Annotated in this window: 13 protein-coding genes; 7 read left to right on the plus strand and 6 right to left on the minus strand. The window is 66.9% G+C overall.

Going from position 1 to position 12,631, the window contains the following annotated elements; all coding sequences use genetic code 11:
• Positions 1 to 15 precede the first annotated feature (15 nt).
• On the minus strand, positions 16 to 813 hold the full coding sequence (locus OG405_RS23690) for an SDR family oxidoreductase (protein ID WP_327148645.1): 798 nt from the start codon (positions 811 to 813) through the stop codon (positions 16 to 18).
• Entirely contained in the window at positions 810 to 1,961 is a 1,152-nt protein-coding gene (locus OG405_RS23695; protein WP_327152473.1) for an acyl-CoA dehydrogenase family protein, read from the minus strand. The genes OG405_RS23690 and OG405_RS23695 overlap by 4 nt, the downstream gene beginning before the upstream one ends.
• A 201-nt stretch (positions 1,962 to 2,162) precedes the next feature.
• Between OG405_RS23695 and OG405_RS23700 the strand changes: the two genes are divergently transcribed.
• The 5 genes from OG405_RS23700 (at position 2,163) to OG405_RS23720 (ending at position 7,990) form a co-directional block, all read left to right on the plus strand.
• Positions 2,163 to 3,734 carry a FadD3 family acyl-CoA ligase gene (locus OG405_RS23700; RefSeq protein ID WP_327148646.1) on the plus strand — a complete coding sequence of 524 codons (1,572 nt, stop codon included), beginning with the start codon at positions 2,163 to 2,165 and terminating at the stop codon, positions 3,732 to 3,734.
• The gene (locus OG405_RS23705; protein WP_327148647.1) at positions 3,731 to 4,645 is read left to right on the plus strand and encodes an enoyl-CoA hydratase; all 915 of its coding nucleotides are present in this window, start codon (positions 3,731 to 3,733) and stop codon (positions 4,643 to 4,645) included. Before OG405_RS23700 ends, OG405_RS23705 begins: the two co-directional genes overlap by 4 nt.
• Positions 4,646 to 5,785 carry an acyl-CoA dehydrogenase family protein gene (locus OG405_RS23710; protein ID WP_327148648.1) on the plus strand — a complete coding sequence of 380 codons (1,140 nt, stop codon included), beginning with the start codon at positions 4,646 to 4,648 and terminating at the stop codon, positions 5,783 to 5,785.
• Positions 5,782 to 6,816 carry an acyl-CoA dehydrogenase family protein gene (locus tag OG405_RS23715; protein WP_327148649.1) on the plus strand — a complete coding sequence of 345 codons (1,035 nt, stop codon included), beginning with the start codon at positions 5,782 to 5,784 and terminating at the stop codon, positions 6,814 to 6,816. Before OG405_RS23710 ends, OG405_RS23715 begins: the two co-directional genes overlap by 4 nt.
• A gap of 73 nt (positions 6,817 to 6,889) precedes the next feature.
• Positions 6,890 to 7,990, plus strand: coding sequence for an acyl-CoA dehydrogenase family protein (locus OG405_RS23720; RefSeq protein WP_327148650.1), 1,101 nt, complete (start codon positions 6,890 to 6,892; stop codon positions 7,988 to 7,990).
• Between the two features lie 104 nt (positions 7,991 to 8,094).
• On the opposite strand, the gene OG405_RS23725 is transcribed toward OG405_RS23720, so the two are convergent.
• The 4 genes from OG405_RS23725 to OG405_RS23740 all read right to left on the minus strand — a co-directional run bounded on the left by OG405_RS23725 (position 8,095) and on the right by OG405_RS23740 (position 10,374).
• Positions 8,095 to 8,469 (minus strand): type II toxin-antitoxin system VapC family toxin, encoded by a 375-nt coding sequence (locus tag OG405_RS23725; protein WP_327148651.1) that lies wholly within the window; start codon positions 8,467 to 8,469, stop codon positions 8,095 to 8,097.
• Positions 8,466 to 8,723 carry a type II toxin-antitoxin system Phd/YefM family antitoxin gene (locus OG405_RS23730; protein ID WP_327148652.1) on the minus strand — a complete coding sequence of 86 codons (258 nt, stop codon included), beginning with the start codon at positions 8,721 to 8,723 and terminating at the stop codon, positions 8,466 to 8,468. The genes OG405_RS23725 and OG405_RS23730 overlap by 4 nt, the downstream gene beginning before the upstream one ends.
• Before the next feature lie 114 nt (positions 8,724 to 8,837).
• Positions 8,838 to 9,167 (minus strand): hypothetical protein, encoded by a 330-nt coding sequence (locus OG405_RS23735; protein WP_327148653.1) that lies wholly within the window; start codon positions 9,165 to 9,167, stop codon positions 8,838 to 8,840.
• A gap of 1 nt (position 9,168) precedes the next feature.
• Positions 9,169 to 10,374, minus strand: coding sequence for a Rieske 2Fe-2S domain-containing protein (locus tag OG405_RS23740; RefSeq protein ID WP_327148654.1), 1,206 nt, complete (start codon positions 10,372 to 10,374; stop codon positions 9,169 to 9,171).
• 214 nt (positions 10,375 to 10,588) lie between these two features.
• Here OG405_RS23740 and hsaA point away from each other — a divergent pair, with 214 nt between their 5' ends.
• Positions 10,589 to 11,752, plus strand: a complete 1,164-nt coding sequence (hsaA, locus tag OG405_RS23745; protein ID WP_327148655.1) for a 3-hydroxy-9,10-secoandrosta-1,3,5(10)-triene-9,17-dione monooxygenase oxygenase subunit — start codon at positions 10,589 to 10,591, stop codon at positions 11,750 to 11,752.
• Positions 11,752 to 12,630, plus strand: a complete 879-nt coding sequence (hsaD, locus tag OG405_RS23750) for a 4,5:9,10-diseco-3-hydroxy-5,9,17-trioxoandrosta-1(10),2-diene-4-oate hydrolase (RefSeq protein WP_327148656.1) — start codon at positions 11,752 to 11,754, stop codon at positions 12,628 to 12,630. The genes hsaA and hsaD overlap by 1 nt, the downstream gene beginning before the upstream one ends.
• Position 12,631 lies beyond the last annotated feature (1 nt).

A 12,631-nucleotide genomic window follows, 5' to 3' on the forward strand; every position in this document is an offset into this window, starting at 1 on the left:
CCCGGGCCGGCCGAGTCAGGCCCGCTGACTGCTGATCGAGACGACCTCACCCGTGAGGTAGGTGGTGTAATCGCTGGCGAGCATCGCGATGGTGGCCGCGACCTCCCACGGTTCGGCGGCGCGGCCGAATGCCTCCCGCTCGGAGAGCCGGTCGAGCAGTTCGGTGGAACTGGTCTTGTCGAGGAAGGCGTGCCGGGCGATGCTCGGCGAGACCGCGTTGATCCGGACCCCGAGTTCGGCCGCTTCCACCGCACTGCACCTGGTCAGCGCCATCACCCCGGCCTTGGCAGCGGCGTAGTGCGCCTGACCGTACTGGGCCCGCCAGCCGAGCACGCTCGCGTTGTTGACGATCACCCCGCCGTGTTTCGCGTCACGGAAATAGTTGAGCGCGGCGCGCGTACAGCGGAAAGTGCCGTTGAGGGTGATATCGAGAACGCGATCCCATTGTTCGTCGGTCATATCGACCACCGGCGTCTCACCGCCCAGCCCGGCATTGTTGACGAGGATATCGACCCCGCCCAGGGCGGCGGCCGCGCCGCGCACCAGTTCGTCGACCTGCTCGGTGCTGGTCACATCGCAGACGATCGCGGCGACCGCACGATCGGCGAATTCCTCGGACAGTTCGGCCCGGGTGGCCTCCAGCCGGCGTTCGTGCCAGTCCGAGACCACCACATCGGCGCCCTCGGCGAGCAACCGGCGCGCTGTCGCGGATCCGATCCCGGTACCGGCGGCCGCGGTGACCACGGCGCGGCGGCCGGTGAGCAGTCCGTGGGCCGGGGTCTGCTGCGGCGCGACCGACAGCGGCCCGCTCACTGCCGGGCCTCGCGCGGCAGGCCGAGCACCCGCTCGGAGATGATGTTGCGCTGCACTTCGTTCGAACCTCCGTAGATCGTATCGGCGCGGGTGAACAGATACAGCCGCTGCCATTCGTCGAGATCACCGTCTGCGGCGACGAGTCCGGCGGCGCCGCGGACCGCCATGGCGAGTTCGCCGAGTCCGCGATGCCAATTGGCCCAGAGCAGTTTGCCCACCGAGGCCTGACCGCCGTCGTCCGCTGTCTCGGCCATGGTGCGCTGTGCGTGGGCACGCAGCACCCGCAGCCCCACCCAGGCGCGATCCATCTTGTCCGCGAGCAGCGGATCGTCGAGGGCGCCGGATTCGCGGGCCAGTTCTTCGATCGCCGCGAGTTCCCGGGCGAAGCGGATCTGCTGGCCGAGTGTGGAGATCCCGCGTTCGACATTGAGGGTGCCCATGGCGACGCGCCAGCCGTCCCCCGGTGCACCGACGACCAGGTCGGCGTCGGTGCGCGCGTTGTCAAAGAACACCTCGTTGAATTCCGAGGTGCCGGTGAGCTGGACGATCGGCCGGACCTCGATACCCGGCTGATCCATCGGCACCAGCAGGTACGAAAGACCCTTGTGACGTTTGGAACCCGGTTCGGTGCGGCAGACCGCGAAACACCAGTCGGCCACATGCGCGAGCGAGGTCCAGATCTTCTGCCCGTTGATCGACCACTGATCGCCGTCGAGCCGGGCCGAGGTGGAGACCGCCGCGAGATCGGAGCCGGCGCCCGGTTCCGAGTATCCCTGGCACCACAGTTCGGTGACGGTGCGGATACCCGGCAGGAAGCGGTCGCGCTGGGCGTCGGTACCGAAGGCCAGCAGCGTCGGGCCGAGCAGTTCCTCGCCCACATGGGAGACCCGCGCGGGCGCGTTCGCCTTCGCGTATTCCTCGTGGAAGATGATCTGCTGCGCGACGCTCGCGTCGCGACCGCCGTACTCCACCGGCCAGCCCAGGCAGGTCCAGCCCGCGGCAGCCAGCGCACGGTCCCATTCCAGGCGTTCGTCGAAGGCCTCGTGTTCGCGACCGGGTCCGCCGAGGCCGCGCAACTCCCGGAATTCACCGTTGAGCTGCTCTTCGAGCCAACTTCGCACCTGATCGGCGAATTCGCCGTCGTTCAGGGCGGCGACGCTGGTCCGCTCGGCCGTCGGACGCGCTCTGGCGGCGTGTTCGGCCGAAAGCCGTCCGCCGTCGCGACCGGTACCGGATTCTGAGGTCTGGATAGCACCCACGACGGTAGGATAACCTACCAAGCACTTGCTTTGTAGACCGCAACTCGCAGACCGCGCACCGCCCACGGCCGCACGACATCGAGGACACCCGTGACACCCCCTGCGCACACCCCACCGACGGACCGGACCACACCACTGGCCCTGCACGCCGCCGCCCAGACCTACGGCGCGGCCCCGGCACTGGCCGACGGCCCCGTCCGGCTCGACTGGACCCAGCTGCTCGAACAGGTACAGGACGTGGCACGCGCGCTGCTCGCCCGCGGTATCCGCACCGGAGACCGCGTCGGTATCTGGTCGCCCAACACCCATCACTGGGTGATCGCCGCCCTGGGCGCGCACTACGCGGGCGCGACGCTGGTCCCGCTCAACACCCGCTACGTCGCCGACGAGGTCGCCGACGTACTGCGGCGGGTCGACGCCGAGGCGCTCTTCATCGCCGGCACCTTCCTGAAACGCGACCGGCTCGCCGAGCTGCGCGCGGCCGCGCCGGACCTGCGGATAGGAACCGTCGTCGTACTCCCGGTCGAAGGCACCGAGGAACCGGTCGACGACGCGCTGAACTGGTCGGAACTGGTCGCGGCCGGCGCCGGAGTCAGCCGCGACCAGGCGCGCGAACACGCCGAGTCGATCAGCCCCGAGGATCTGTCCGACATCCTGTTCACCTCGGGCACCACCGGCCGCAGCAAAGGCGTGCTGATCGCACACCGGCAGACCCTGTCCGCGGTCCGCGGCTGGACCGAATGCGCGACCCTCAACAGCGACGACAACTACCTGATCGTCAACCCGTTCTTCCACAGCTTCGGCTACAAGGCCGGAATCATCGCCTGCCTGCTCACCGGGGCGACCATGGTCCCGCAGATCGTCTTCGATGTACCGACCACGATGCGGCTCATCGACCAGGAGAAGATCACCGTCCTGCCCGGCCCGCCCACCATCTACCAGTCGATCCTGGATTTCCCGGACCGCGGCGAGTACCGGTTGGGCAGCCTGCGGGTGGCGATCACCGGGGCGGCACCGGTACCGGTCGTCCTGGTGGAGCGGATGCGCGAGGAACTCGATTTCGACGTGGTCCTCACCGCGTACGGACTCTCGGAATCCTCCGGTTTCGGCACCATGTGCCGGGTCGAGGACGATGCCGAGACGATCTCGGGCACCAGCGGCCGGCCCATGGCCGGTTTCGAACTGAAACTCAGTGACGCCGGCGAGGTCCTGCTGCGCGGACCGAATGTCATGCTCGGCTACCTGGACGATCCGGAGAGCACCGCGAAAACCGTCGACGCCGACGGCTGGCTGCACACCGGCGATATCGGTGTGGTCGACGATCGTGGATATCTGAAGATCACCGACCGCCTCAAGGATATGTATGTCAGCGGCGGCTTCAATGTGTATCCCGCCGAGATAGAACAGGCTCTGGCCCGATTGGACGGGGTCGCCGTATCCACGGTGATCGGCGTGCCCGATACCCGGATGGGCGAAGTGGGCAAGGCCTACATCGTCCGTAAACCGGGCGCCGCGCTCACCGAGGACCAGGTGTTCTCCTACGCCACCGAGACACTGGCCAATTTCAAGGTGCCGCGCTTCGTCGAATTCCGCGACGAACTGCCCTACAACGCCAGCGGCAAGGTGCTCAAACGCCAGCTACGTGAGGAGAATTCGCAATGACGGAAAACGGGGCCGACGGCACCGCGGGGAGTGTCCCCTACGAGCCGGATGTGGTGACCTACGAGCGCCGCGGCCCGATCGCCGTGGTTACCTTGAACCGGCCGGACTACCGCAATGCGCAGAACTCCGTGATGACCTACGCCATCGACGCCGCGTTCGAGCGGGCAGTGGCGGATCCCGAGGTCAAGGTCATCGTGCTGGCCGGAAACGGAAAACACTTCAGCGCCGGTCACGATCTGGGCACTCCCGGTCGCGACCATCATGTGAAGTACCCGAACAAGGCCGCGCTCTGGTGGGACCATGTGGACCGCCCCGGCGGCGACCAGCGTTTCGCCCGCGAGACGGAGGTCTACCTGGGGATGTGCCGCCGGTGGCGAGAGATCCCCAAGCCGACCATCGCCATGGTGCAGGGCGCCTGTATCGCGGGTGGGCTCATGCTGGCCTGGGTCTGCGACATGATCATCGCCGCCGACGACGCGTTCTTCTCCGACCCCGTCGTGCGGATGGGAATTCCGGGTGTCGAATACTTCGCCCACCCGTGGGTGATGGGTCCGCGCGCCGCCAAGGAATTCCTGTTCACCGGTGACCGGTTCGGCGCCGACCAGGCCAAGGAATGGGGCATGGTCAACCGGGTCGTACCGCGCGCCGAATTGGAAAGCGAGACCATGGCGCTGGCCGAGAAGATCTCCACCATGCCGCAGTTCGGGCTGGCGTTGACCAAGAAAGCGGTCAACCAGTCCGAAGACCTCATGGGCATGCGCGCCGGTATGGACTCGGTATTCGGCCTCCACCATTTCGCGCATGCGCACAATGCCGAGGTCGGCGCCGATTCCCTGGGCGGTATGAACGCCGAATCGATGAAAGCGCAGGCGAGTTCGGCCGACGCGAAGAATACGGACGGGAAAGACTGAATGGACCTCGATCTCGACGAAGGTACCCGGGAATTCCAGCGGGAAGTCCGCGAATTCCTGGCCGGATGCGTTCCCTCGGAACCGCTGCCGTCGATGGACACCGCAGCCGGGTTCGAAGCCCATCGCGCCTGGGAGAGCACCCTGGCCGACGCCCGATTGTCGGTGGTGTCGTGGCCGGGCGAGTTCGGCGGCCGCGACGCGTCGTTGCTGGAATGGGTGCTCTTCGAACAGGAGTACTACGCGGCGGGCGCGCCCGGCCGAGTGAGCCAGAACGGGATCTTCCTGCTGGCCCCCACCCTGTTCGAGCACGGCACACCCGAACAGCTGGCGCGGATCATGCCGCGGATGGCACGGGGCGACGATATCTGGGCGCAGGCATGGTCGGAACCGGAAGCCGGTAGCGATCTGGCCGGTATCCGGTCGACGGCAACGCGCACCGACGGTGGCTGGCTGCTGAGCGGTCAGAAGACCTGGAGTTCGCGGGCGACATTCGCCGACTGGGCCTTCGGCCTGTTCCGCAGCGACCCCACCGCCGAGCGGCACCGCGGCCTCACCTATCTGATGTTCCCGCTCACCGCCGAGGGCGTCACCGTGCGTCCCATCCCCCAGCTCGACGGCGAACCGGGCTTCGCGGAGATCTTCCTCGACGATGTCTTCGTCCCCGACAGCGATGTGATCGGCGCCCCCGACGAGGGCTGGCGGGTCGCGATGAGCACCTCCAGCAACGAACGCGGTCTCTCGCTACGCAGTCCCGGCCGGTTCAGCGCGACCGCACAACGGCTGATCGAGCTGTGGACCGAACGCGGTGATACCGGCGCTGCCGCACGGGACGCGGTGGTGGACGCCTGGATCGGCAGCGAGGCGTACCGCCTGCACACTTTCGGCACCGTCACGCGATTGAACGAGGGCGGCAAGCTCGGCGCCGAATCGTCCATCACCAAGGTGTTCTGGTCCGAGCTCGATATCTCCATGCACGAAACCGCGCTGGACCTGTTGGGCGCCGAGGCCGAACAGGAGAGTCGCTGGACCGACGGTTATCTGTTCTCACTGTCCGGTCCGATCTACGCCGGCACCAACGAAATCCAACGCAACATCATCGCCGAGCGGCTCCTCGGCCTACCGAGGGGATCCAGCCGATGAAATTCGCGCTCAGCCCGGAACACCTGGACTTCGGCGCCAGTATCCGCAAGCTCTTCGAATCCGGTTCCACCACCGCCGCGGTGCGGGCGTGGAGCACCGATGATCCGGCGGCCGGTCGCGCACTGATCGAACAGCTGGCCGCCGCCGGAGCATTCGGCTTGACCATCACCGACGAGTTCGGCGGTCTCGACGCCGAACCGCTGGACCAGTTGGTCGCCTTCGTCGAGATCGGCCGAGCCGCGGCACCCGGACCGCTGGTGGAATCGGCCGCCGTCGTACCCGCGCTGCTGCAATCGCTGGCGAGCACCGACCCCGAACCGGCCCGGCGCTGGCTACCGGGTATTTCCGAGGGCGCACTCTCGGCCACCGCCGCCTTCACCGGGCATGGTGGTCGCGCGGTAGCGGTGGACGCCGACCGGGTCGATCTCGTGCTCGTGATCGACGGTGACCGCGTGAGCACCGGCCGGGTCGGCGAAGCGGTTCGCTCGGTGGACCCCGCGCGCCGCCTGTTCGTTGTCGAAGCCGATGAGCTGGTCGCCGAGGGACCGCACGTGGCCGCGGCCGCCGCGGCCGGTTTCGATGCCGGGGTCCTGGCCAACGCCGCGCAGTTGCTCGGCGCCGGCAAGGCTCTGCTCGACGCGTCCACCGACTATGTGAAACAGCGCAAACAGTTCGGTCGCCCGATCGGTGAGTTCCAGGCCCTCAAACAGAAACTCGCGGATGTCTTCATCGGCCTCGACCTGGCCGAACCGCTGCTGTACCGGGCGGCGCTCACCACCGCGACCCCCAACCGGGCCCGCGACACCTCCGCGGCAGCCGTGGCCTGCGCCGACGCCGCCTACCGGGCCGCCCGCAGCGCTCTGCAGGTGCACGGCGCCATCGGCTACACCGCCGAATACGACCTGTCGCTGTGGCTGACCCGGGTCACCGCCCTACGCTCCGCCTGGGGCACCCCGGATCTGCATCGCGGCCGGGTGGCCGACGCCTTGCGCGCCCCGGCCGCGGCCGACCCGTCCGGCGCGCTCACCTGACCAGAAACAGCAGGCAGCGGCGGATGCGCACGGATGCGCTGCCGGTGACCGTCGGAAACACACGGGAGAAGAGATGATCAGCGAGGAACAGCAGGAGTTGGTGACAGCGGTCCGAGGCCTGCTGGCCAAACGGGACGCCCGGGCCGGAATCCGCAAGGCCATGGATACCGAACTGGGCTACGACCCGCGGCTGTGGGCACAGCTGTGCGAACAGGTCGGAGTGGCCGCACTGGCGATACCCGAGGAGTTCGGTGGGTTCGGCGCGGGCCTGGCCGAATCCCTGCTGGTGGTGGGCGAAATCGGCCGGACACTCGCCGATGTGCCGATGCTCGGATCCGCCGTGCTGGGTGTGCAGGCGGTACTGCTCTCCGGGGACGTCGAGGCCTGTGCGCGACTGCTGCCCGGCGTCGCCGAGGGACGTAGCACCCTCGCTGTCTGCTGGGCCTCGGCCCGCGGCTGGGACGATTTCGGAGTGCGGGCCGATGGGGAGAGCCGCGACGGGACGGCGCACTACGTCCGCGACGGGACGGCGCACTATGTCCTCGACGGGACGGCGCACTACGTCCTCGACGGGACCGCCGCCGATACCTTGATCGTGGTCACCGAATCCGGTCTGTTCGAGGTGGATCCGGCCGCCGCCGGGGTCGAGCGGCGCCGGGTCGCCGCCATGGATCCCTCCCGCGGTCTGTCCGAGATCTCCTTCACCGCTGTGCCCGCGCGACGGCTGGGCGACGCGGATCCGGGCCCGATCATCGAACAGCTGCACCGGATCGCGTGGGCCGCGGTGGCCGCCGAACAGGTCGGCGCGGCCGAGTACTGCCTCGAAGCAACCGTGGAGTACACGAAGTCACGGGTGCAGTTCGGCCGGGCAATCGGCAGTTTCCAGGCCCTCAAACACCGGATGGCGGATATGTACGTGCTCGCCGAGTCGGCGAAATCCGCTTCCCTCGCCGCCACCTTCGCGGTGGCCGGGAATACCGCTTCGGCGGCCGAGGATGTCTGGGTGGCCCGGCGGCAGTGCTCCGAATCGTTCTCGGCGATCGCCGCCGAAACCGTTCAGCTGCACGGCGGTATCGCCATCACCTGGGAACACGACGCGCACCTGTACTTCAAACGCGCCCACGGCGACGCCGAGCTCTTCGGCGTCCCCCGCCGGCCGCTGGTCGATCACTGAGGGCGTCGGCGATCTGACCGTACGAAAAACAATTGCGCGGCGTGGGGAGCCGTGCCAAAGTGACCGACGCACCCGCCGCCGCGCCTCGGTGCGAACCCGTTACGTCAGACCACCAGTGTCGGTATCTCGTATTTGCGGCACCAGGGGTCGCGGGTGGCGAGCACCAAATCTTCCGAGCTCGCCTGCGCCAACAGCATGCGGTCGAACGGGTCGCGGTGGATCAGCGGCAACCGGCCGGCCGCGATCGCGTGTTCTGCATTGATCTGCAACAGGGTGAAACCGCTGTCACGCACCCGCTCTGGAAGATCGGCCGGTCCGTGCAGTTTTCTACCCGCATGCTTGATCGCCACCTCCCATACCGAAGCGGCGCTCACGAACACATCCGGATCGCGGTCGAGCCGATCCTTGACCTCGTCGGTGAGCGTCGGGTCGTCCGCGAGCCACCACAACACCACATGGGTATCCAGCAGCAAGCTCACCGCGGGATGCCGAACTCGTCGGCTATTGCCTCGTTCGTCTCCTCGGAGTCCCAGTCCGCTTCGAGGGTGAGCGTTCCACGCAGCGATCCACGGCCGGTGCGGTCTGCCCGTCGGACCAGCGGCACGACCTTGGCCACAGGGTGCCCGGCACGGCTGATCACGATCTCCTCGCCGCGCTCGACGCGTTCCACGATGCGTGACAGATTGGTCTTCGCCTCGTGGATATTGAACTGTTCCGCCGCGTTGCCGGCCATGGCCACCTCCTTAGCTAACAGGTTAGCCCACTGAGGCTTCGTCCCACAGCGTCACAGGGGACACGCCCCTCACCGCATCTCCCGGCCTATCCAGAGGTTCGTCGAGCTCGCCGGCTACTCCGGCACTTCGAGCACACCCTCGTCGACCGCCCACTTGATGGTCTTCTGTAAACGTTCGCACGTGTCCGGCCGACCGGGCCCGTGCCCCTTGGCACTGAGCTCGGCGAAGACCGGGCAGCGTTCGGCCGGGTTCTCGGTCCACTGCACCGAGGTCTGCCGGGCGCTGCTCTTACGGACCCGCACCTCGGTATGGCAGGCCTGACACCGCAGCGGTGTCAGGCCGTCCTCCAGATACCGTTCCTGGTCCACGACCGTCTGGGCCCGCACCTCGGCCCGCCGGGCGGGCTGGTCGGCGAAATCGGGTGCTTTCGCCCAGCTGGTCATATCAGACTCCCGCCTCCGCCTGGTCGGCGTCCGCTTCTTGTTCGCGTTTGCGCCGCAGGTTCTCTTCGACCTCGGCTTCCCATGCCTCGTTCGCCTTCGTGGTGTCGACCTCGAATTCGAACCGCTGGGTCATCTTCTCGGTCACCTCGGCGATATCGACGTAGAACTGGTCGTACCAGCGCCGCAGCTGGTAGACCGGGCCGTCCTCCTCGCAGAGCAACGGATTCTCGACCTTGGACTTGTGCTTCCAGATCTCGACATCCTGCAGGAACCCGTCGCCGAAGAAATCGGCCATGGTCCGCGCGAGATTCTGTGCGGTCGCGTCGTCGAGGCCCTTGGGCTTCTCGACGGTCAGACCCCACTGCAACATGAACGAGTCCTGCGACACCGGGTAGTGGCAGTTGATCAGCTGGACCTTGATCTCGTAGCCGCCGTAGCTGTTGATCAGGGGGTTGATCATGTAGGAGGGGCCGAAGTACGACGCCTCCGATTTCAACAGCTGCTCACCGGCGTACTTGGCGCCCGCACCGACGTCCGGGCGACCCTTGGTCTCCAGGAACTGAGTGGCGACATGCCCCTCGAAGACGTTCTTGAAGTAGGTGGGGAACGCGAAGTGGATGTAGAAGAAGTGGGCCATATCGACCACGTTGTCGATGATCTCGCGGCAGTTCGCGCCCTCGATCAGCAGATTGTTCCAGGTCCACTCGGTCCAGCCGCTTTCGAGCTCCTCGACCGGGTTACCGTCGGCATCGGTGTAGGGGCCCTCGATATGCGGGATGGTGACCTCCGGTGGCGGCTGATTGCCCTCGTGGTCGTGCCAGACGAAGAGCTGACCGTTGCGTTCGAGGGTGGTCCACCGCCGAGTCCGCGCCAGCGGCGGTACGCGCCGGGCGTAGGGAATCGAGGTGCACTTGCCGTTCGCGCCCCAGCGCCAGTCGTGGAACGGGCAGGCGATATCGTCGCCCTTCACCTCGCCCATGCTGAGGTCGCCGCCCATATGGCGGCAGTAGGCGTCGAGTATGTGCAACTCGTCGGCACTGTCGGCCCACACCACGAGCTTGGTCCCGAACGCCTGTACCGAATGCGGTTTGCCGTCCCGGAAATTCTGCGCCAACCCCAGGCAATGCCATCCGCGGGCGTATCGGGTGGGAACCGAGCCGACGTCGAGCTCGCGGACCTTCGCACCGCCCGGCGTGGTTGCTGCCATCGCAATTCCTCCTCTTGCTGTACTAGAACACGTTACAAAACTGGCGTCCCGAATGCCAGCGATTCGCGCTACATCCTGCACATGTCGCATATCCGCAGCACCCAGACACCGGTTCTCGACATGAACGAGAACCTGTTCTAGTCTCAGAAGTAAATTCTGCGGTGAGCAGATGACTACCGGTTAGCAAAACGACCAGGCAGGAGCAGGGCCGGAGATGACGCGAGAAGTGACGGAGCGGGTCGAAGCGCTATTGCCCACACTGCGCGCCCGCGCGCAGGAGGCGGAAGACCTTCGGCAGATTCCCGAGGAATCCATCAAGGACCTGCAGGAAGCCGGTTTCTTCCGACTCCTGCAGCCGAAGCAGTGGGGCGGGCACGCCGCAAATCCGGTCGTCTTCTACGACACGGTCCGCAAGATCGCCAGCGCGTGCGGGTCCACCGGCTGGGTGGCCGGGATCATCGGCGTGCACAACTGGCATCTGGCGCTGTTCGGCCAGGAGGCGCAGGAAGAGGTGTGGGGCGATAACACCGATGTGCGGATCTCCTCGTCCTACGCGCCGATGGGCGCCGGCACTGTGGTCGACGGCGGCTACCGGGTCAGCGGCTCGTGGGCCTGGTCCTCGGGTTCCGGGCACGCCGACTGGACCTTCGTCGGCGGACCGGTGATCAAGAACGGTAAACCGGTCGATTTCGGCAGCTTCCTGGTCCCGCGCTCCGAATACGAGATCGACGACGTCTGGAACGTGGTCGGCCTGCGCGGTACCGGTTCGAACACCCTCGTGGTGAAGGACGTTTTCGTCCCCACGCACCGGTTCCTCAGCTACAAGACCATGAACGATCTGAAATCGCCGGGTCTGGAACGCAACACCGACCCGGTCTACAGGATGCCGTGGGGCACCATCCACCCCACCACCATCTCCGCGCCGATCGTCGGTATGGCCTACGGCGCCTACGAGGCCCATGTCGAGCACCAGGGCAAGCGGCTGCGCGCGGCCTACGCCGGCGAGAAAGCCAAGGAGGATCCGTTCACCAAGGTCCGGATCGCCGAGGCGTCCAGCGATATCGACGCCGCCTGGCGGCAGCTGTCGGGCAATGTCGCCGACGAGTACGCGCTCTTGCTGGAAGGCAAGGAGATCCCGTTCGACCTGCGGGTGCGCGCCCGGCGCGACCAGGTTCGCGCGACCGGCCGGGCCATCGCCTCGATCGACAAACTCTTCGAGAGCTCCGGTGCCACCGCCCTGGTCAACGGCACCCCGCTACAGCGGTTCTGGCGCGACGCGCACGCCGGCCGCGTGCACGCCTCCAACGATCCCGAGCGGGCCTACGTCATGTACGGCACCCACGAGTTCGGGCTCCCGGTTTCCGACGGGATGGTGTGATGACCTCGACCGCCGAACTCACCTACGAGTCCACTTCGCGGTTCGCGCAGGTTCGTCCGGATCTGAAACTGCACTACCACGAGGCCGGGGTCGGTAACGGTCCCACCATCGTGCTGCTGCACGGCGGCGGGCCGGGCGCTTCGTCGTGGTCGAATTTCTCTCGCAATATCCCGGTGCTGGCCCGCGATTTCCATGTGATCGCGGTCGACCAGCCCGGCTACGGACAGTCCGACAAGCCGACCGAGCATCCGCAGTACTTCGTGCACAGCTCCTCGGCGCTGAAGGATCTGCTCGACACCCTGGAGATCACCGACCGCGTCCACCTACTGGGCAACTCGCTCGGCGGCGGCGCCGCGGTGCGATTCGCGCTCGACTACCCCGATCGGGCCGGAAAACTGGTCCTGATGGGACCGGGCGGGCTGAGCACCAACCTGTTCGCCGCCGACCCCACCGAGGGCGTCAAACTGCTGGGCAAGTTCAATTACGAACCCACCCGGGAGAATCTCGAGGCGTTCCTGCGGATCATGGTGTTCGACCAGGCCCTGGTCACCGAGGAACTGATCGGCGAACGGTTCGCGTCCGCGAGCACCCCCGAGGCGCTCGCGGCCACCCGCGCCATGGGTAAATCCTTCGCGAGCGCCGATTTCGAGAAGGGGATGCTCTGGCGCGATGCCTACCAACTGCGGCAGCCGGTACTGCTGATATGGGGTCGTGAGGACCGGGTGAACCCGCTCGACGGCGCGCTGGTGGCGCTCAAGAGCATTCCCCGGGCCCAGCTGCACGTCTTCGGCGGCTGCGGACACTGGGCGCAGCTGGAGAAGTTCGCCGAGTTCAACCGGCTGGCCACCGATTTCCTGCTCGGCGTCAAGGAGAAATGAC

The organism is Nocardia sp. NBC_01329 (genome assembly GCF_035956715.1).
Lineage (GTDB): Bacteria > Actinomycetota > Actinomycetes > Mycobacteriales > Mycobacteriaceae > Nocardia.